This window comes from Nocardiopsis endophytica (assembly GCF_027706725.1).
Lineage (GTDB): Bacteria > Actinomycetota > Actinomycetes > Streptosporangiales > Streptosporangiaceae > Nocardiopsis_A > Nocardiopsis_A endophytica.
Genome location: NZ_JAQFWQ010000128.1, coordinates 1 through 19,124 on the forward strand (window position 1 = coordinate 1; position 19,124 = coordinate 19,124).

The 19,124-nt window shown below is 75.5% G+C and carries 19 protein-coding genes; 5 read left to right on the forward strand and 14 right to left on the reverse strand.

Going from position 1 to position 19,124, the window contains the following annotated elements; genetic code table 11:
- Positions 1-80 precede the first annotated feature (80 nt).
- The 4 genes from O4J56_RS32180 to O4J56_RS28175 form a co-directional block, all read right to left on the reverse strand.
- Positions 81-863: a CHAT domain-containing protein gene (locus O4J56_RS32180; RefSeq protein WP_408639184.1), complete on the reverse strand. Its 783-nt coding sequence runs from the start codon at positions 861-863 to the stop codon at positions 81-83.
- Positions 864-3,634: 2,771 nt separating this feature from the next.
- The gene (locus O4J56_RS28165) at positions 3,635-4,141 is read right to left on the reverse strand and encodes a YbaK/EbsC family protein (protein ID WP_270689993.1); all 507 of its coding nucleotides are present in this window, start codon (positions 4,139-4,141) and stop codon (positions 3,635-3,637) included.
- A gap of 139 nt (positions 4,142-4,280) precedes the next feature.
- Entirely contained in the window at positions 4,281-4,748 is a 468-nt protein-coding gene (locus O4J56_RS28170) for a hypothetical protein (protein WP_270689995.1), read from the reverse strand.
- Positions 4,749-4,772: 24 nt separating this feature from the next.
- On the reverse strand, positions 4,773-5,348 hold the full coding sequence (locus tag O4J56_RS28175) for an RNA polymerase sigma factor (RefSeq protein ID WP_270689996.1): 576 nt from the start codon (positions 5,346-5,348) through the stop codon (positions 4,773-4,775).
- A 218-nt stretch (positions 5,349-5,566) separates the two neighbouring features.
- Between O4J56_RS28175 and O4J56_RS28180 the strand changes: the two genes are divergently transcribed.
- Entirely contained in the window at positions 5,567-6,061 is a 495-nt protein-coding gene (locus O4J56_RS28180; RefSeq protein WP_270689998.1) for a DUF3145 domain-containing protein, read from the forward strand.
- 28 nt (positions 6,062-6,089) lie between these two features.
- Here O4J56_RS28180 and O4J56_RS28185 read toward each other — a convergent pair whose 3' ends face one another.
- The 3 genes from O4J56_RS28185 to O4J56_RS28195 all read right to left on the reverse strand — a co-directional run bounded on the left by O4J56_RS28185 (position 6,090) and on the right by O4J56_RS28195 (position 7,710).
- Positions 6,090-6,590, reverse strand: a complete 501-nt coding sequence (locus tag O4J56_RS28185) for a DUF1707 SHOCT-like domain-containing protein (RefSeq protein ID WP_270690000.1) — start codon at positions 6,588-6,590, stop codon at positions 6,090-6,092.
- Positions 6,591-6,645: 55 nt separating this feature from the next.
- Positions 6,646-7,071, reverse strand: coding sequence for a DUF1707 SHOCT-like domain-containing protein (locus tag O4J56_RS28190; RefSeq protein WP_270690014.1), 426 nt, complete (start codon positions 7,069-7,071; stop codon positions 6,646-6,648).
- 186 nt (positions 7,072-7,257) lie between these two features.
- Positions 7,258-7,710: a DUF1707 SHOCT-like domain-containing protein gene (locus O4J56_RS28195; protein WP_270690001.1), complete on the reverse strand. Its 453-nt coding sequence runs from the start codon at positions 7,708-7,710 to the stop codon at positions 7,258-7,260.
- A 214-nt stretch (positions 7,711-7,924) separates the two neighbouring features.
- On the opposite strand from O4J56_RS28195, the gene O4J56_RS28200 reads away from it, so the two are divergent.
- Together O4J56_RS28200 and O4J56_RS28205 are read left to right on the forward strand one after the other, a co-directional pair.
- Complete coding sequence (locus O4J56_RS28200) at positions 7,925-8,416, forward strand: MarR family winged helix-turn-helix transcriptional regulator (protein ID WP_270690002.1); 492 nt, start codon at positions 7,925-7,927, stop codon at positions 8,414-8,416.
- A 91-nt stretch (positions 8,417-8,507) separates the two neighbouring features.
- A complete protein-coding gene (locus tag O4J56_RS28205) occupies positions 8,508-9,977 on the forward strand; it encodes an MFS transporter (protein ID WP_270690003.1) in 1,470 nt (489 codons plus the stop codon).
- Between the two features lie 32 nt (positions 9,978-10,009).
- On the opposite strand, the gene O4J56_RS28210 is transcribed toward O4J56_RS28205, so the two are convergent.
- The 5 genes from O4J56_RS28210 to O4J56_RS28230 form a co-directional block, all read right to left on the reverse strand.
- The gene (locus O4J56_RS28210) at positions 10,010-10,825 is read right to left on the reverse strand and encodes a 3'(2'),5'-bisphosphate nucleotidase CysQ family protein (RefSeq protein WP_270690005.1); all 816 of its coding nucleotides are present in this window, start codon (positions 10,823-10,825) and stop codon (positions 10,010-10,012) included.
- Positions 10,822-11,835 carry an ATP-grasp domain-containing protein gene (locus O4J56_RS28215; protein ID WP_270690016.1) on the reverse strand — a complete coding sequence of 338 codons (1,014 nt, stop codon included), beginning with the start codon at positions 11,833-11,835 and terminating at the stop codon, positions 10,822-10,824. Before O4J56_RS28215 ends, O4J56_RS28210 begins: the two co-directional genes overlap by 4 nt.
- Positions 11,836-12,254: 419 nt before the next feature.
- Positions 12,255-12,884: an HAD family hydrolase gene (locus tag O4J56_RS28220; RefSeq protein ID WP_270690006.1), complete on the reverse strand. Its 630-nt coding sequence runs from the start codon at positions 12,882-12,884 to the stop codon at positions 12,255-12,257.
- A gap of 136 nt (positions 12,885-13,020) precedes the next feature.
- Positions 13,021-13,557, reverse strand: a complete 537-nt coding sequence (locus tag O4J56_RS28225; protein ID WP_270690007.1) for a YbhB/YbcL family Raf kinase inhibitor-like protein — start codon at positions 13,555-13,557, stop codon at positions 13,021-13,023.
- Positions 13,558-13,648: 91 nt separating this feature from the next.
- Positions 13,649-14,377 (reverse strand): PIG-L deacetylase family protein, encoded by a 729-nt coding sequence (locus O4J56_RS28230; RefSeq protein ID WP_270690008.1) that lies wholly within the window; start codon positions 14,375-14,377, stop codon positions 13,649-13,651.
- A gap of 187 nt (positions 14,378-14,564) precedes the next feature.
- Here O4J56_RS28230 and O4J56_RS28235 point away from each other — a divergent pair, with 187 nt between their 5' ends.
- The gene (locus tag O4J56_RS28235; protein ID WP_270690009.1) at positions 14,565-15,323 is read left to right on the forward strand and encodes an SDR family oxidoreductase; all 759 of its coding nucleotides are present in this window, start codon (positions 14,565-14,567) and stop codon (positions 15,321-15,323) included.
- 40 nt (positions 15,324-15,363) lie between these two features.
- On the opposite strand, the gene O4J56_RS28240 is transcribed toward O4J56_RS28235, so the two are convergent.
- Entirely contained in the window at positions 15,364-16,161 is a 798-nt protein-coding gene (locus O4J56_RS28240; RefSeq protein ID WP_270690010.1) for an oxygenase MpaB family protein, read from the reverse strand.
- A 215-nt stretch (positions 16,162-16,376) separates the two neighbouring features.
- Between O4J56_RS28240 and O4J56_RS28245 the strand changes: the two genes are divergently transcribed.
- Positions 16,377-16,634: a hypothetical protein gene (locus tag O4J56_RS28245; protein ID WP_270690011.1), complete on the forward strand. Its 258-nt coding sequence runs from the start codon at positions 16,377-16,379 to the stop codon at positions 16,632-16,634.
- 93 nt (positions 16,635-16,727) lie between these two features.
- Here the strand turns inward: O4J56_RS28245 and O4J56_RS28250 are convergent, their stop codons facing one another.
- The gene (locus tag O4J56_RS28250) at positions 16,728-18,629 is read right to left on the reverse strand and encodes a serine/threonine-protein kinase (RefSeq protein ID WP_333563829.1); all 1,902 of its coding nucleotides are present in this window, start codon (positions 18,627-18,629) and stop codon (positions 16,728-16,730) included.
- Between the last annotated feature and the right edge of the window lie 495 nt (positions 18,630-19,124).

A 19,124-nucleotide genomic window follows, 5' to 3' on the forward strand; every position in this document is an offset into this window, starting at 1 on the left:
GGGGGGTGGGGCGGGGGGCGGGCGTCGCCGTGCGCGCGCCCGCCGCCCCACTTCACGGGGTCAGCCCGCACCCCACGGGGTCATCCAGCGCCCAGGCATAGGAAGCCGTGTTCCGCTAAGTGGTCGGCTACCGCCCTGGCCGGGGGTGTTCCCGTCGTCACGGCCCTGTAGAACCTCCCCATCGGGCCCATCACCTCCCTGTCCCGCACCGGGACCGCCGAGGCCACCACGGTCCCGGCCCCGCGCGACAGCAGGGCCGTCCCCATGCCCAGCGGGGCGCCGGAGGGGGCCGGCGTCGACATCCCCAGCCAGCACGCCGACAGCACCGCCAAACGCGGAGCCGCCGAAAGCATCTCCGCGTCATAGGCGAAGAGCGGCCCGTCTTCGAACAGGAGGGCCGCCAGCATCGGCGTCTCCGGCGCCATCCCCCCGTGCCCGATCAGGTGCGCCACCCGCGCCCCGGGCAGGCTTCCGCGCAGCTCGGCCACGGTGGCCTCGGGGCCTGCCAGCAGCCGCGCCTCCATCCCGGCCCCGCGCAGGACCTCCCGCACGAGACCGGCCTCGGCGGCCGCCCCCGGCACCTGTGGGCCGTATGCCACCACGGCCGGTCCGTCCACCTCCTCCGCAGCCCCGGCAACCGCGTCGGCGTCCAGCCACGAGCGTGCGGACGGCGCCACGCACACCTCCCGGCCGCGCAGCGGGGGCAGCCGTCCCCACGGCAGCTCCTGCGTCACCGGCGCGGGGCACACCACCACCGGGCGGTCGCCCACCGCCTCCGCGAGAGGCCCCAGCAGCATCCCGCCCAGCCGGCGCGCCGACAGCGCCGCGCCCTCCCCCTCCTCCTCGCCCCGCAGGACACTCATGCGCACGTCGAACGCGAACGTCGCGCACTCCTCCGCCACACGCGCCGCCGGGGCCAGGACGTGGACGTCCACCCGGCCGCCGGACACCACCACCGCCACGCAGTCGCCGTCCACCACGGCGTAGGACACCAGCGCCCGCCCGCCGAGCCTGTCGCGCAGCTCCTCCAGGACATGGGTGCCGCGCGGGGGCGCCGAGCGGCAGCGGTGCAGTTGCGCCGCCGCCAGCCGCGCCGACCAGTGCCCGATCTCCCCGAGCGCCGTGTCGTCCCCCTCCTCGGCCCGCCGGTAGGCATCGCGCAGCCGCTCCAGCAGCCCCGCCCACATGTGGTCCCGGCAGGCCGCGGCGCCGCGGCCGGACCTGCCGTACTCCAGCCAGGCCAGCACGTCCTCCGCGCGCCCCTCCGCCAGAGCCCGGCGGACGCCTTCCGCGGCGATGGCCCGTTCCCGCGGCCGCGTATGCCCGGCCGCCTCGGCGTGCCCGGGGAGGTCCGCCGCCAGCCGGCGCAGCGCAGCGGCGTGGCGGCCCGCGTCCACCAGTGCGGCTGCGGCGGCCTGGTCGCGCGTGGGGCGGACGGCCCCGGCGGCCCCGGTCGGCGCGTAGACCGCGCACCGCGCCGCCGTGCGGCGGCGGGCCCCGGCCGACGGCTCCGACGCCGCCAGGCAGCGTGCCGACCACTCGACCGTCCCGGCCAGGTGCGCCCACAGCGAGTCGGGGGCGAACCGGGCGCGCACCCGGCGCGCCTGGGCGAGGGCGGCGTTCCGGTCCCCGCGGGCCAGACGGTGCTTGGCGTCGACGAGCAGGGCCGCCGCCTCGCCCAGCAGCGGACCGGCCGCACCGGGGCCGCCGAACGACTCCAGCCGCCGTCGCGCCTCGTCCGGCAGGCCCGCGGCGAGGAGCGCGTCGGCGCCGTCGATCTGCAGGGCGATGCGCCGGGAGCGCGTGGACCCCGTGGAGGCCTCGTCGAACAGGCGGAGCGCCTCGGACGTGTCGCCGCGCCGGGCCTCAAGGCAGCCGAGGTTCTGCAGCACTGCGGAGCGCAGGTAGCCCAAGTGCCGTGAGTCCGCCAGGTCCAGGGCGTGGGCGAGGGCGTCGGCGGCCTCGTCGATCCGGTCGAGGTAGACGAGGGCCAGGCCGCGGTTGGCGAGCAGGGCGGGCGGCAGCCGCCCGGGCGTGCTCGGGCCGACGCGTTCGAGCGCGGCGTCGAGGGCGTCGACGGCGCGGGGGAAGTGGCCGCGCTGCGCGTCGGCGACGCCGCACCGCAGGAGGGCGGCGGCCGCGTCGGCGTGCCGGTCGAGCGCGGGGCCGGACAGGCCGGGCCCACCGCGCAGGGCGCGGATGGCCAGCCGGGCCTGGCGGGCGCGGGCGGTGGCCTCCGGGCCGACGGTGTCGGCGGCGGCCGCGGCCAGCCTGAGGGTGCGGTGCGCGGCGGCGGGGTCGCCCTCCTCGTGCTGGCAGATGCCGATCGTGCACAGGGCGTGCGCCCGTGCGCCGGGGTCGGGGGCGGACGCCAGGACCTCCTCCGCATGGGCGCGTGCGGCGGCGGGGTCGCGGGCGACGAGTGTCGCGGGGTCGTCGGTCGTGTCGAACGGTCGTCGGGGGCGCGGGCTCTCCAATGGCGGCACCTCTCGCCGGGGGATGGACCGGTCGGTCCGGAAGAGACGGATCACGGCGCACATCGCGGACGAGACCGGTGCGATGCGCTCCATGGCCTTGTTAGCAACCCGAAGACCGCACCGGGAGCCTGATCGGACGGGTTGTGGAAGACCGCGGTCGGCGAAGAGTGGTGAACCGGCGCATATCCCTGGCACGTGTGCGCGGACACAAGGAGCCGACGGTCGGACCGAAAGGGGAAACGGGGGATCCGAGGGGCACTCGGAAGGGGGAGACCCAGGTCAGGGCGCGGCCGCCGGCGGCGAACCTGGCCACCAGGTTCCATCGCCGCAGGTGGGGGCGGGGGAGTGAGGTAACCGGAATACCGCGACCGCGGATGGAGTGCATGGACTCGTCCCGGATGTCGGAGAGTGATGCGTTCATCCCGATACCTGACCGGGCGCGCGGTCACCCGCATGCCCGATTCCGGAAGAGCTATGGCCCGGGTGAACACTCCGCGTTAGGTGTGTCAGAGGGCGGGATACGCGCTCCGCGGCGCCTATGGGCCCAGGGCCAAGAAGGCGCGCGGATAGGCGGGCGCGCTCGGCATTGATCTCGGGAGGAACGACGCTTCCGGGGCGCTCTTAGGGGCGCATTTCCCGAGATCATCGATGGTGTCCTGCTGAATGGTGCACCTTCCGCCAGCCGGGGCGGCCCTCGCAGGGCGGCCGGAGGCCACCTCGCCGAGAGGGGGGCCGGCCACGGGCCGGTCCCGCTCCGGGGCCGTCACCGGAGGGCCGACCTGGGCGGATGGAAATTACACCGCTCCAAGGGACACGACCAGTTCAACGGCGCAGGGGCAGGGGGTGCGCTCCGCGGCGTCTATGGGGCCCGGGGTGGGGCGGTGGCGGGTCGAGCGGGAACCCCTGATCCGGGCGTCCTGGGGCGGGGGCATCCTGGGTGGTGAGATCGACGCCTGATCTGCATGAAAGCGTCGATTTCACGACGCAGGATGCCCGGCCCCCTCGTTCGCTGTCTGGTATGTCCCGGATGTGCCGACCGGGCGGGCGGTGCGACCGGGGAGGCGCGTGGTGCGGGGAGACCCGGGTGGTGGAACCGACACGCGATCACTCGAAAGGCGCCGATTCCACCGCGCAGGATGAGCCCTTCGGGCGGGGGGTCACCCGGCCACGGGGAGGGAGCGGCCCTTGGTCAGGTGGAGGAGTTCGTCGTGGGTGGTCGGGAACACCGTCTCCGGCGTTCCGGCCGCCGCCCAGATGCGGTCGTAGTCGGCCAGTGCCTCGTCGACCACCGTCGTCAGCGGGGCCGGGTGCCCCACCGGGGCCACGCCTCCGATCGCCTGGCCCGTCGCCGTTCTCACCTGCTCGGGCTTGGCCCGGTCCAGGCCCGGCAGGCCGAGGCGGGCCGCCAGCGCCTTGGTGTCCACCCGGTGCCGTCCGCTCGTCAGCACCAGGACGGGCGCCTCCCCGGCCATGAAGACCAGGCTGTTCGCGATCGCCCCGACCTCGCACCCCAGGGCCTGCGCCGCCAGCGCCGCCGTGCGGGCCGACTCCTCCAGCCGCCGGACCCGCGGCACCACCCCCGCGGCCTGCAGGGCCTCGGCCACCTGCCTGCTGCGCTCGGGCAGCTCCTCCAGGGGCGTCTCAGGGGCGCTGTTCTCGGACATGGCGCTTCCTCCTCGGAGGGGTCGGGGGCCCACGCGGGCAACGCGCTGGAGGGTCCCAAGGGAACGGGGATCGCCGAAGATCCTATGATTTCGCCGCGGTGCCGTTCCACACCGCGGGGCCGACCGAGCCGCCCGGCGCTCACACCGTGATCCACCGCGTCGCCAGCCTCGGCTCCCCGCCGTCGCGGAGCAGCAGGCGCACCGGCCCGCGCGGCACCCCGCACGCGGTGAACCCCCCGCCGCCGTCCACGGCGAACTCACGCGCCCCGAAGGGGCTGCGCACCTCCACCGCCCCTCCCGCCGACGGCACCACCCGCCCCAGGACCCTGCGCTCGTCGCCGTGCTCGCTGATCTCCAGGCGCACCTCGACCCCGGACCCCCGCAGCACCACATAGCGCGGCCCCGGCACCGTGCTCGGGCGCACCCCGCCGCTGCGCTCCAGCGAGTCGTCCACGACCTCGGCGACCGGCGCCTCCACCGCGCGGGCCGCGAACGCGCCGTCCGCCGCCCGCACCACCCGCTCCGACATCGGCCCCGCCTCGGGCCTGCCCCGCCGCAGCTCGGCGATCAGCAGGTCGGCCCGCTCGTCCTCGTCCCGTCCCCGCACAGCGCCTCCCGCTCACATGACCGCTCACATGTCCGATTCCCGCAGCAGCCGCAGCAGCCGCCGTCGCGCCCGGCGGCGCACCGAGGCCACCTCGTCCAGGGCCAGCCCGGTGCAGTCCGCCACCTCCGCCGCCGGGGCCCCGGGCCGGTGCAGGTCCAGCGCCAGCACCGTGCGCTCGGGCTCCTCGATCGCGGCGATGGCCTCCCGCACCCCGCGGTCCACCTCGGCCCGCAGGAACTCCGACTCGGGGGTGCGGTGGTCGACCGGGTCCAGCAGCCGTGGGCCCTCCGCGGCCTCCAGCGCCCGCGCGCGCCGCGCCAGCCGCGCCTGCAGGGCCGCCTCCCGGTGCGCGGTGCGGGCGATCCACGACCCGATCCGCTCCGGCGAGCGGATGCCGTCGAGGTGCTCGGCGAGCCTGCACCACACGGTCTGCCGGGCGTCCTCGGCGTCCAGCCCCGTCACCCCGTGGCAGTGCACCACGGCGTCGACCATCAGCTCGTACCGCCGGATCAGGTCCCGCCAGGCGGCGTGGTCGCCGGCGGCGGCCCGGCCGGCCAGCTCGGCGGCGGAGGCGGTGGCGTCACGGGTCTGGTCACTCAAGGGCGCCCCAAGTAGACTCACCGGACCTGCCACACCTGGGGTCACGCTAACCGCCGCGCAACCCTCCGCGGGCGGGAATGCCGGATCCGGCCACCTCCGCCCTGGTGCCATTGGTGCCCATGGGGCACAATGGCCCGAGGAGAACTCCCGAACGGACGGCTCCTCTGCGGAAGAACGAGGGCGACGGGGAAGCGCACTCGTTCGTATCAGGAGGTTCGGTGTCCGCACGTGGCGTCTTGTATGTCCACTCCGCGCCCGCGGCGCTGTGCCCACACGTCGAGTGGGCGGTCGCGGGCGTCGTCGGCGTGCCCGTGAAGCTCGACTGGGACGACCAGCCGGCGGCACCCGGCGCGCACCGCGCGGAGTTGAACTGGCAGGGCGCGCCCGGCATGTCCGGCGCGCTCGCCTCCGCGCTGAACGGCTGGCAGCGCCTGCGCTTCGAGGTGACCGAGGAGGCCACCCCGGGGTGCGACGGCGTGCGCTACAGCTACACCCCGACCCTGGGCGTCTTCACCGCCGTCACCAGCGCCGCGGGCGAGGTCCTGGTCTCCGAGGCGCGGCTGCGCACCGCCATGGACCGCGCCGCCGCCGAGGAGGTCGACCTCGCCGAGGAGCTGGACCGCCTCACCGGCCGGGTGTGGGACGAGGAGCTGGAGCCCTTCCGCTACGCCGGCGACGGCGCCCCCGTCCGCTGGCTGCACGCCGCGGGCTGACCCCGCGCTGACCCCGCGGCGCCCTCCGTCAGCGCCCGTCCGGGGGAGGCCACGGCCGGTCGGCCCGGCCCCGGCCGCGCTCGGGCGGGCGGTGGGCCCCGCTCAGCGCCCCGGCGAAGGTGAACACGAACATGAAGCCGATCGGGATCAGCGGCCAGAACGGCAGCAGCCCCCCGGCGATCACGCTGGTGACCCCCCAGATGCCGATCAGCACCACCGAGACCGCGGCCAGCCCCCGCCACGGCTCCAGGCGGCGGTGCCACTCCCGCGACCGGTCGGCCTCGGGCGCCCGCGCCTCGGGCCGCTGCGCGGGCGGGCGCAGCGCCTCCGGCGGCGGGGCGGGCAGGTCCGCGGTGAGGGGGGACAGGTCGCCCATGGTCACCGCGGCCATGGCCCGGTCCAGCCGTTCGTGGTACTCGACCAGGGTCAGCCTGCCCTCCTGGAGGGCGTGCCCCAGGTGTCGTGCGACGGCGTCCCGGTCGGCGTCCGAGGCGCGCATCCGCTCCGGCGGCAGCCGCTCGTCGTCCATCCTCGTCACTCCCTCCGGTGCGTCGAGGACCGGTCCGCCTCCGGCCGCCCGCCGCTCACCGCCGGCGGCCCGAGTTCTCGTCCGGCCAGATCGCGGCCGCGACCAGGATCGCGGCCCAGATCCCCAGCGGGACCAGCGGCCAGAACGGCAGCAGCGCGCCGCCCATGATGCTGGTCACGCCCCAGATCCCGGTCATGATCACGGCCCCGCCGAGCCACCAGCGCCACTCGTCGACCCACTCCTTCCACGGGGAGGCCGCCTCGCCCCCGCCGGCGGTGACCAGCGGGCGCTCCTCGACCGGGGCCGGGGCCGGCGGCGGCGCGGGCAGGTCGGCGGTCAGCGCACGCAGGTCCCCCAGGTGCACCGCCGCCATCGCCGCGTCCAGCCTGCGCTCGTACTCCTGCAGGTCCAGACGGCCCTCCGCGAGGGCGGTAGCGAGGCGTTCGGCGGTGGCGTCCCGGTCGGCGTCCGAGGCGCGCATACGGCCCTCGGGAACGCGTTCGTCGTCCACCAACGCCCACCCCCTGCCGCATGATGATGGGAGATTTCACGATACGCGCCGCCGTGGCGGGAGAAAAGGCTCTGTGCGGGAGGGGGATCCGCTATGGGGCGCGGGTGACGCGTGTGCACGGCCGGTTCCGGGCGGGCCGCCCCCCTGGACGCCGGGTCAGCAGCCGCGCCTGCCGCTGATCATCCCCGCGATGACCACCAGCGCCCAGATGCCCAGCGGGATGATCGGCCAGAAGGCGGTGAGCTCCCCGGCCAGGACGCTGGTCAGGCCCCAGATGCCGACCATGATGACCGCGCCGCCGGCCCATGAGCGCCAGGCGTCGGCCTGCTCCTTCCAGGGGAAGGGGGCATGGGCCGCGGAGGCCGCGGCGAGGTCGATGGGCCCCTCCGGGCGGGGTGCGGGCGCGGGGGCGCCCGCGGGCGGCAGGTCGGCGGTGAGCGGTTCCAGGTCGCCGAGGGTCACCGCGCTGAGCGCGGCGTCGAGGCGCTCGCGGTACTCGTCCTCCTTCAGGCGCCCCTCCGCGAGCGCGGCCGCCAGGCGCTCGGCGACGGCGTCGCGGTCGCTGTCGGCGGCCCGGTAGTCCCCTGGGCGTGCTGCGGAGCCCTCCATGGCTCGCCTCCTTGTTCCCCCGTCTCGAGTACGCCGTCGGCGGACCCACTTCGAGGGTAGACCCGGCGTCCGGGCGGGAGCATCGGCTCGTGGGCCGGTCCTCCGTCCTCCGAACGGAGGACACGGGCGGGGGCGCCCGCCGTGCAACCACCCTTCAGGGGAAAAGAATCGTTTCCGGATTATCCGCCACGGGACGAATCGCTACCCTGGACGCATGACTGCGATGGCTCCCACGCGCACCCAACCGGACCTGTCCTTCCTCCTGGACCACACCGGCCATGTGCTGCGCTCGCGAATGTCCGCGGCGCTGGCCGAGATCGGGCTGACCGCGCGCATGCACTGCGTCCTGGTGCACGCCCTGGAGGAGGAGCGGACCCAGGCGCAGCTCGCCGAGATCGGCGACATGGACAAGACCACGATGGTGGTGACGGTCGACGCGCTGGAGAAGGCGGGGCTCGCCGAGCGCCGGCCGTCGAGCACCGACCGCCGGGCCCGGATCATCGCGGTGACGGCGGAAGGCGAGCGGGTCGCCCGGCAGAGCCAGGAGATCGTCGACCGCGTGCACGTGGAGGCGCTGTCGGCGCTGCCGCAGGCCGAGCGGGAGGTGCTCGTCAGGGCGTTGGGGCGGCTGGCCGAGGGGCATCTGGCGGAGCCGGTGGAGAGCGGGCGGCCGGTCCGGCGGGCGCGCCAGCGCGGGGAGGGGTAGAACGGCGGGGATGGTCGATCCGTAAAAGATAGTCTGCAACAAAACTATCTGCTACGGTCTCTCTTGTCGTCCCGACCGACAGGAGAGACCCATGTCGACCCCCACGCACCAGGCACCGCCCGAAGCTCCGCCCGCCGCACCCGATGCGCGGGCCCGGCGGATCGGCCTCGGTGTCATCGCCGCCGGCTCGCTGATGGTGATCCTCGACGGCAGCATCGTGACCGTCGCGATGCCCGCCGTCCAGCGCGACCTGGGCTTCTCGCCCGCCGGGCTGAGCTGGGTCGTCAACGCCTACCTGATCGCGTTCGGCAGCCTGCTGCTGCTGGCCGGCAGGCTCGGCGACCTTCTCGGCCGCAAGCGGATGTTCCTCGCCGGAACCGCCCTCTTCACCGCCGCCTCGGTGGCCGCCGGGGCCGCCACGAGCCCCGAAGTGCTGGTCGCGGCGCGCTTCCTGCAGGGCGTCGGCAGCGCGATGGCGTCGGCCGTCGGCCTGGGGATCCTCGTCACGCTCTTCCCCGCCCCGCGGGAACGGGCCCGCGCCATCGCGGTGTTCAGCTTCACCGGCGCGGCTGGCGCCTCGATCGGGCAGGTGCTCGGCGGCGTGCTGACCGATGCACTGAGCTGGCACTGGATCTTCTACATCAACCTGCCGATCGGGCTCGCCGTCCTCATCCTCGCGCGGCACGCCCTCCCCGCCGACAAGGGTGTGGGACTCGCGGCGGGTGCCGATGCGCTCGGCGCGCTGTTGGTCACGGCGGGGCTCATGCTCGGGATCTCCTCCGTCATCCAGGCCGAGGCGCACGGCTGGACCGGGGGGAGCACGCTGGGCCTCGGAGCCCTGGCGGTGATCCTGCTCGCGGGGTTCGTCGTCCGTCAGGCGACCGCCAGGACACCGATCGTGCCGTTGCGGATCATCCGTTCGCGCAACGTCGCGGGCGCCAACCTGGTGCAGGTCCTCATGGTCGCCGCCCTCTTCTCGTTCCAGGTGCTCGTCGCCCTGTACCTCCAGAAGGTCCTCGGCTACGGCGCGGCTCAGACGGGGCTGGCCATGCTGCCGGCCGCCGTGGTCATCGGCGCCGTCTCCCTGGGCGTCTCCGCCCGGCTCAACGCCCGGTTCGGCGAGCGCACCGTCCTGCTGACCGGGCTCGCGCTGCTCATCGGCGCCCTCGGGCTCCTCGTCCGGGTCCCCGTCGACGCGCACTACGCCACCGACCTGCTGCCGGTGATGCTGCTCGCCGGCGGATTCGGGCTCGCGCTGCCCGCGCTCACCTCGCTCGGCATGTCCGGCGCCCGGGAGGACGACGCCGGGCTCGCCTCGGGCCTGTTCAACACCACGCAGCAGATCGGCATGGCGGCGGGCGTCGCCGTGCTCACCACACTCGCCGCCACCCGCACCGACGCGCTGCGCGCCGCGGGGGAGACCCACGCAGCGGCCCTGACCGGGGGCTACCACCTGGCGTTCGCCGTGGCCACGGGCTTCCTCGTCGCCGCCTTCGCCGTGGCGGCCGTCGTGCTCCACCGCCCCCGCACGGCCTCCTCCCCCGAAGGGAGCCCGTCGTGACCGCGGGGGCCGCGACCGCGCCGGGGGCGCCGCTAGCCGCCGCCGGGGCGCCCGCGCCACCAGCGCGCGACGTCCGCGCACGCCGCCCGCGACGACGCCCCGATCAGCCCCCTGCTCTCGTACCCGCCCTGGAAGTCGAACGGCGTCCCGTCGAGCCGGACCAGCCCCGCCCCCGTCTCCTCCAGGACCACCAGCGGCGCCGCCACGTCCCAGTCGCGCACCGGGACGTCCTTGACGAAGAGCCCGGCCGCCCCCTCCGCCACCCGGCACAGCTTCAGCGCGATGCTCCCGCACTCCTGGTAGGCCCCGAACCCGAACTGCTCGTAGGCCTCGGCGGCGATCCCGCGCGGCTCCGGGGTGTTGTCGACCAGCGCCCCCGTCCCCACCGGGGCCGGCTCCAGGCGGGGCATCAGCACCCCGTTGCGGGTGGCGCCCAGCCCCCGCACCGCCGCGTACATCACGTCGGTCTCCGGCGCGTAGATGGCGGCCAGCACCGGCCGCCCGCCCTCCATCAGCGCCGCCTGCGTCACGTACCCCGGGAACCCGTGGGCGTAGCTGGCGGTGCCGTCGATGGGGTCGATCAGCCAGTGCCGCTCCGGCCGCGCCTCCACCTGCGAGGCCGCGTCCTCCTCGCTGAGCACCGGGACGCCCGGGGACAGCGCCGACAGCCGCCCGCTCAGCTCCCGGTGCGCCCGTGCGTCGGCCCCGGCCTTGAACTGGGACCCCTCCCACACCCCGCGCACCGCGGCGGCGTCGGCCCGCCACTCCCGCAGCAGCACGCCGACCTCCAGCACCGCCGCCGTCAGCGGGGCCAGGAGCTCGCCGGGCGCGGCCCCGGGTCGGCTCACCTCGGCACCCGCACGGCGGGCTCGGGCCCGTACTCGCGCATCGGCTCCGAGGCGGCCGGGCGCACCCCCGCCGCGGCGAAGGCCTCCTCGTCGATGAACTCGTCGGTCCAGTGGCGGACCATCACCACGCCCTCGCGCCACTCGTCGGCCAGCCGCGGCCCGCCGCCCACCGCCTGCGCCAGCAGACCGCCGACCTCGTCCACCCCGGCCGCGGTGGTGAGCGGCGCGGTGGAGGAGAAGCGCGGGTTGATCTCGAAGATGCGCGGCTCTCCGGCCTCGTCCAGGGCGAGCTGCACGTTGAACGGCCCGTCGGCGCGCAGCTCGCGCTGGACGTCCCGGCACACCTGCGCCACGCGCTCGGCGCGGCGGGTGACCGCGAACTTGGTGACGCCCCGCTTGAGCACCACCTCCTTGGGCACCACGGCCTGCACCCGCCCGTCCCGCCAGACCACCACCGAGACGGTGAACTCGGTGCCGGCCACGCGCTCCTGCACCAGCAGCTCCCCGGGGGCGTGCCCGCCGGAGGCCAGCAGGTGGGACAGCTCCCCGGGGGTGTGGCAGACGGCCACCCCGCGGCTGCCCCGCCCGGAGCGCGGCTTGACCACCACGGGGGTCGGCGGCACGCCCTCCCACTCCGAGGCGAGCGCGGTCGCCGGGACCGGCAGCCCGGCGGCGGCCAGGCGGCGCATCAGCGCGTACTTGTCCAGGCAGGTGGCGATGAACTCGCGCCGGGGCAGCAGCACCTGCAGTCCGGCGGCGGCCAGGCCGCAGGCGGGCAGCAGCTCCTCGTCGACCAGGGGGATGAGGGCGGACGCGCCCTCCTCGGCGCACACGCCCCGCAGTTCGGCGGCGAAGTCGGGGTCGGTGCCCGGGGGCACCAGGCGGCAGGCGTCGGCCAGGTAGAGGCCGGGCGCGGTGGAGTCGATGTCGGTGGCGACGACCCGGTACCCCAGACGCCGCAGGTGAAGGATGGTTCCGGAGGTCGATGCCGAGCCCGCGGTCGTGACCACGACGGTCGGGCGCTCGGAAGGCTGTGCAACGGACACCGATGAACCTCTCCGCTCGATATGGGTGATGTGCATGGGTCGCGCACGGGACGGCAGGGGGTCGGGCGCTTCCGCGGCGGTCCCGCCCCGGTGGGGCGGCGCCGGGCCCGGCTGGGGGTTGTCGATCCGTACACGTCGAGCGTAAGTCGCAGATCAGCGGGGCGCCCGGGGTTGGCCGGTTCCGGTTCACAGGACAACCGGGAGGCCCTGTCGGGCGTGCTACCACGGGTGACGGCGCGGGCGCGCGCCCAGGACGGCGGGGGCGCCCGTGCCCTGGGCCGTGTCCGGGGGGCCCGGGGGCGCCCGGCGGGACGCGCCGCCCCCTGGGCCGGAGCACACTGCCCCGGCCCAGGTGCTGACCGCAAGCGGTCAGCGCGGGCGGGTCAGGCGTCGGTGAGGGCACCCCGTTCCACCAGGAAGGAGCGCAGGCCCTCGGGGCCCTCGTAGTGGTGGGCGTCGATGCCCTCGCGCTTGGCGGCGAGCACGTTCTCCTCGCGGTCGTCGATGAACACGGTGCGCGCCGGCTCGGTGCCCAGCTCGTCCAGGACGTGCCGGTACACGGCCGGGTCGGGCTTGCACAGCCGCAGGTCGCAGCTGAAGAAGGCGGACGCGAACGGGGAGAGCACGGGGGAGTGGCGGAGCGCCCCGGCGATGTCGGAGGGGGCGTTGGAGAGCAGGGCCAGCCGCACCCCGCGCTCGGCGAGCGACCCGACCAGCGCGGTCACCTGCGGGTCGGTGGACAGCCAGGAGGCGACGTCGGAGGCCCACAGCGCCTGGACGCGGGCGGTGTCCCAGGAGGCCCCGGAGCGCTCGGCCACGCGCCCCCAGTACTCGGCGGCGGTCAGGCCCCCGTCGTAGGCGCGGCGCTCGCCCCAGTAGGCGTTCCAGAACCGGTCGGCGGGGACCCCGGCCAGGCGCTCCATCGCGGCCCGGTGGGCCTCGTCCTGCGGGCGGGAGAGGACCTCGCCGTAGTCGAAGACGACGGCGGCGCACTCGGATCGCACAGAAGACATGTTCGCGCACACTCCATTCGAGTTCGTACGAACGCCAGAGACCCAGAGTGTATGTGCGATCAGCCGCGCGCGGGGAGTGCGGGGGAGGCGGAGGCCCCGGCGCGCCGGGGCCTCCGCCTTCAGCCGGGAGGGCGCCTCACTTCTGCTCGTAGACGGGGGTGACCACCGCCCGCGCGATGGTCGTGAAGAACAGGTTGAAGCCCAGGAACGCCGGGGTGGCCGAGGCGTCCACGTCCAGGCGGGGCGCCTCCACCGCGTGCACGGCGAACATGTACCGGTGCGGGCCGTGCCCGGCGGGCGGGGCCGCGCCGATGTAGCGGTTGCTCCCGGCGTCGTTGCGCAGCGTCACCGCGCCCTCGGGCAGCCCGGGGCCGCCCTCGCCGCCCGCCCCGGCCGGGAGGGAGGTCACGTCGGCGGGGATGTTGCACACCGCCCAGTGCCAGAACCCGCTGGCGGTGGGGGCGTCCGGGTCGAAGCAGGTCACGGCGAAGCTCTGGGTCCGCTCGGGGAAGCCCTCCCAGGCCAGGTGCGGGGAGACGTCCTCGCCCCCGGCGCCCATGATCCCGCTGACCTGGGCCATGGGGAGCGTCACCCCGTCGGCGACGTCCCGGCTGGTCACGGTGAAGGAGGGGACCTCCGGCAGGAACTCGTACGGGGAAGGCGGCTGGGCCACGGCGGGCCTCCTTGGTCTCGGTCGGACAGGTGCTCTCCACACGTCTATCGCGTCACGGGGGCGAGCGCATCCGCGGCCGGGCGCGGCGCGCTCACCGGGTGTCGACGACCTGGAACACCTCCGCCAGGCGCCCCTCCGGAAGGCCCCCCTGGACGGCGGCGGCCCCCAGCCACTCGCGCAGGCGCGGCTCCAGGGCGGACACGTCCGGGATCTGGCTCTCGTGGCAGGCCAGCGCCGCCAGCTTGCGGTCGAAGACCTCCGTGATGTCCGACCAGCGGTCGGCCTCGCGGCCGTGCGGGATCCACACCTCCGGCACGGTCCACGCCTCCAGCCCCTCCTCGGCCAGCAGCTCGGGGTGGGCGTGCGGGTTGCGGGCGTCGGGGTAGACGGCGTTGATGGCCGCCTCGCCGGTGGCCAGGTGGTCGGGGTGGCTCACCGCGATCCGCCGCCAGTCGCGTTCGGGGCTGGGCATGACCAGCCGCTGCGGCCGCACCTGGCGGATCACCCGGGCGATGTCGCGGCGCAGCTCCAGCGTGGGCAGCACCCGCCCGTCCGGGTACCCCAGGAACCGCACGTCGTGCACGCCCACCGCGGCGGCGGCCTTGCGCTGCTCGGCCCGGCGCAGCTCGGCCATGCCGGTGCCGTCCACGGTCCGATCGTCGCCCCCGGCGTCGCCGTCGGTGACCATCAGGTAGACGACCTCGGTCCCGGCCCGCGTCCACAGTGCCACGGTGCCCGCGCACCCGAAATCGGCGTCGTCGGGGTGGGCCATCACCACGAGGGCGCGCCCGACCGTGTCCTGCTCGTCTGCGACCGGCATCGGCACCGGCCCTCCTTCCGCTCTGGGGAGACCGCTCCGGGGCGGGGTGTCCCCATCGTAGGACCGGCCCGGGCGCGCCGGACGGGGCGCCCGAGCCGCGAGGGGCGCAGGGGACGGTGGCAGGATGGCGGGGCCCACCCCGCGGGGACCGCCGCGGAGTGGGGGCCGAGACGAGGAGGAGGCAGCGGTGGATCTGGGCATCGAGGGCCGGTCCTACATCGTGACCGGGGCGACGAGCGGGCTGGGCCTGGCGACGGCCCGCGCGCTCCTGGAGGACGGCGCGCGGGTACTGGTGTCCTCGCGCGGGGCCGATCGGGTCGAGGCGGTCACCGCCGAACTGCAGGCCGACCACCCGGGCCGCGTGCGCGGGCTGGCCGCCGACAACGGGGACCCGGCCGCGGCCGAGCGCCTGGTCGCAGCCGCCGTGCAGGAGTGGGGAGGGCTCGACGGGCTGCTGGTGAGCGTGGGCGGACCGCCTCCGGGCGGGGTGCTGGCGGCCACCGACGAGCAGTGGGCGGGCGCGTTCGAGACCGTCTTCCTGGGCGCGCTGCGGCTGGCCCGCGCCGCCGCGGAGCGGATGGGCGAGGGCGGTGCGATCGGGTTCGTGCTCTCCAGCTCGGTCCGCCAGCCCATCGCGAACCTGGCGGTCTCCAACGGGCTCCGGCCGGGCCTGGCGATGGCGGCCAAGACCCTCGCCGACGAGCTGGGCCCACGCGGCATCCGGGTGAACAGCCTCCTGCCGGGGCGCATCTCCACCCCGCGCATCCAGGAGCTGGAGGCGTCCGCGCCGGAGGAGTCGCGCAAGCGCGACGCCGCGGTCCCGCTCGGGCGGGCCGGGCGGCCCGACGAGTTCGGGAAGGTGGCGGCGTTCCTGCTGTCCCCGGCGGCGTCGTACGTCACCGGAACCTGCGTGGCCGTGGACGGGGGAGCGATCCGGTCGCTCTGAGCGGGCCCAGGTGCTCCCCCGCGGCCGGGCCGTCCCGCCCTCAGCGCCGGACGGCCCGGCCGCGCGCCGCCTTGCGCCGCATGTCGCGCAGGTAGAGGTCCCGGGGCAGGGTGCGCACGCGCATCGGGAGGCGCGGGTACACGGCCCTGACGACGGCGAAGAACCGGTCGAACCGGCGGCCCCGGCGCTCGTCCCACTCCAGCCCGAACCCCTCGCGGACGGTCGGCGGCAGCATGCCCGAGGCGATGAACCGCTGGACGGCGGTGAGGGGGCGCAGGGCCCGGTTGCGCGGGGTGAACAGGTCCTGGGCGATCCCCCGGGCGGCGTCGCCCACCTCGATGCCTTCGACCATCTCCTTCCAGTAGCGCTCGAAGGAGGGGAGGTCGGCGGGCCAGCGGTCCGCGGGGCAGCCGAGCGAGGTCGCGAACAGTGCGCACTGGCCCAGCAGCTCCTCCTTCTCCCCGGGGGAGAGCTCGCCGAAGACGAGCCCGTGGATCCGGACGGCGCCCTCGTAGAGGGTGGCCGCCACCCACACCTGGAGGTCGGGGTCGCGCGCGTCGTAGCCGGGGCCGACGACGTGCCGGTGCACCGCCCGCACGATGCGCGCGACGCGCTCCGCCTCCTCGCGGGTGCCGAAGACGCTCCCGTAGACGAAGGTGAGGGTGCCGCGCAGGCGGTCCAGGGGGCGTGAGGCGAAGTCGCTGTGGTCGCCGACCCCCTGCCCGACGGCGGGGTGGGCGACCTGGAGGAGGATGGCGTACGCCGCCGCCAGGAGCGTGGACGCCTCCCGGTTCACCCTCCTGATGACCGCGTCGTCGGCGAACATCCCCTGACTCATGAGGCTCACGGTAACCGGCCCCGTCATGGGAGGAAAGCGGGCGCACGGAGGGCGGCAGGCCCTCTCTATCCTCGGCCCCTTCTCTCCGCCGGTGTCGATACGCACAAGGAAGTACGGCGTGGAGCGCCGAACTCCCCGAAGCGGAGAAGGACCGCGCCGCCGGGGGCCGCCTAAGCTGCGCGAGTCGGCGGGAGAAATGTACCGAGGGGAGCATCATGGAGTTCAAGGCGGTGATCGGTCTTGTTCTCGTGGCCGCCGGTGCGGTGCTGGCCCTGTTCTTTTGGGACCGGGAATTCCTCTGGTTCCAGGGAGGGCCGCTGGGGGCGTTGCTCGTCCTTCTCGGCGTGCTGGACCTGGCCGACGAGTTCCGCAGGTCACGAGGGCGCGAGTCGAGGGGCCCAGCCGACGGGGGTAGGGACGGCACCGGCCGGGGCGGTGACCCTTCGGGCGCCTCGGGGAACGGGCGCGGGTGAGGCGGAAGAAGACGTCCGGCCGCGCATCATGGAATGGCGGCCGGGGGCGGCCGGTATCCCGGACGGGAATCGGCCGCCCAATCGATCACGGATTCAGGAGACCTCGGCGTTCTCCATGATCTCGGGAAGCTCTTCGGTGGTGAAGTCGTCGACCACGATCACCTGGAGCTCGTCCAGATACCAGTACCGCTGTTCGTAGCCGGCGTACGGCCCTTCGGTGCTCACCGGCTGGTCCAGCCCGTTGTCGTAACACCCCAGCGACGTCACGTGGTAGAGCGCTTCGGTGCCGCCGACGTCCACGGTCTCGGAGGAGTCGGCGGGCAGCCCGTATTCGGTCGGGTCGATCCCGTCCTCGGGCGGGGGGAGCTGGGTGACGTCCACCGCCCGCTCGCAGGAGTACGGCTGCGTCGGCGGCGCGTAGGGGCCCTCCGGCTGGAAGGGGGAGGCCGCGAAGCCGATGGCCAGCCCCGCCTCGCCGATCAGCTGGACGTTCGGGCAGCCGAAGTAGCCGAAGTTCCCCTCGGCCTGTGCGCACTCCGCGTCCGGATCCGTCCCCAGGACCACCGTCTCGCCGGACCCCGGGCTCGGACCGCCGACCGCCGTGTACTCGCGCTCGTAGCGCATGACGGTCCACTCCTCGGGGACCTCCAGGGTGAGGCCGTTGAACTCGACGGCCTGCGTTCCGTCCTCCTCCTCGGACGGGGACGGCGACGCGGACGGGGAGGCCGACTCCTGGCCGCCGCCGGGAACGATCGGCAGACCGGCGTTCATGCGCCCCGCGACCCAGCCCCCGCCGACGACGGCCGTGACCACGACGGCCCCGGCGGTGACCGCGCCGACGGCGCCCATCCCGCCGAACACCCCGCCGCCCGCGGAGGCGGCCCCACCGGCACCCGCGCCCGCGGCGCCGGCCGCCGCTCCGGCGCCGGCACCACCCGCACCGGCTCCGCCCGCGGCCCCACCGCCCAGCGCTGAACCGACGGCGCCCGCGCCCGCCCCAACGCCGACCGCGCCCGCGACACCGGCGGCGATCCACTCGCCCCGGCCGCGCCCGGCATCGGTGAAGCCGGTCCAGGCGTCGGCGAGCAGGCCGCGCAGGCGGGCGCGCGGGGTGCGATCGCGCTCCTCGGCAGCGCCCTCGGCCGCCCCGGCGCCCATGGCCTCACCGGCGGTAAGGGTGGCCCGCACGGCGTCCGACGCGTCGGGGCGCCGTTCGGGGTCGCGGTCGAGCGCGGCGCGCACCACCCCGAGCAGCTCGCGGGGGACCCCGGACAGGTCGGGGACGCCCGTGCGCGCCCGCTCCACCAGCTCGGCCGCGGTCCCCGCGCCGAACGGGCCGCGCCCGGTGGCGGCGTAGACGACGAGGCCGCCCCAGGCGTACACGTCGGCGCGCGGCGAGTCCTGCCCGGTCTCCAGGCGCTCGGGCGCGATCCACCCGGGGGTGCCGTAGGTGCGCTCGTCGGGGCGCAGGTCCTCGGCGGCGCGGGCGATCCCGAAGTCGAGCACCTTGGGGCCGGTGGGGGCGAGCACCACGTTGCCGGGTTTGATGTCCCGGTGCACCACCCCGGCGGCGTGCACCGCGGCCAGAGCCTCGGCGGTCCCGGCGGCGAAGGAGGCCAGCGCGGCCCCGGTGAGTACGCCGACCTCGGCCACGTGCTCCTTGAGGGTCCGTCCGGGGACGAAGTCGGTCGCGATCCACGGCCGCTCGGCCCGGGTCTCGGCCCCGCGGAAGGCGGGGGCGCACTCGGCGTCCACCCGGGCCAGCAGGGCGGCCTCCCGGGCGAACTGCTCCCGGTAGGCGGGGTCGGAGGCGAAGCGGGGGTGGATGACCTTGACGGCCACGTGCTCGCCGCGCCGCCCGAGCGCACCGTAGACGGCGCCCATCCCGCCCGCGCCGATCCGCCCGACCGTCCGGAACGGCCCGATCTCCCGGGGATCGTCGTCCTGCAGCGGAGAGAACCCGCCGGGGAGCTGCGGGGCCGGGGGAGTGGACATCGGGGCCTTCCGGGCGAACGAAAACGAACGCCGTTCAGCGTGGCACCGGGATTCCGACGGCACAAGGTGTCTCAGCTGGCCGATTCATGCCAGGAGAGGGCGTGGCGGCGCGGTGGGCCCGCCGCACCGGCCGGATCGCCGTCACACGGCCGATGGAGGCGGCGACGAAGGAGGGCGGCCCTTCCGGCAGCGCTGTCGGCCGGCGGGCGTGCAGGTGGTCGTCGTTATGGGCGGCGACGGGGCGAGCGGGGCGGTTCCCCGGCCGTGCCTGCCGTCCGTCCGGTCACTCGCGGTCCGGGTGGGCGCGCGGTCACCCGCGTTCGTGGCGTCCGCACCCCTGGTGCCCCTTCCTCGTTGATCTCGGGAAAAACGACGCTAAAACTGGCCCAGTAGCGTCCTTTTCCCCGAGATCAACGAGGGAGCGGCGGCGCTGGGGTGTTCTGTTGTTGATCTCGGGGAAGTCGGGCTTATCGTGTCCGGTTTAACCCCGACTTC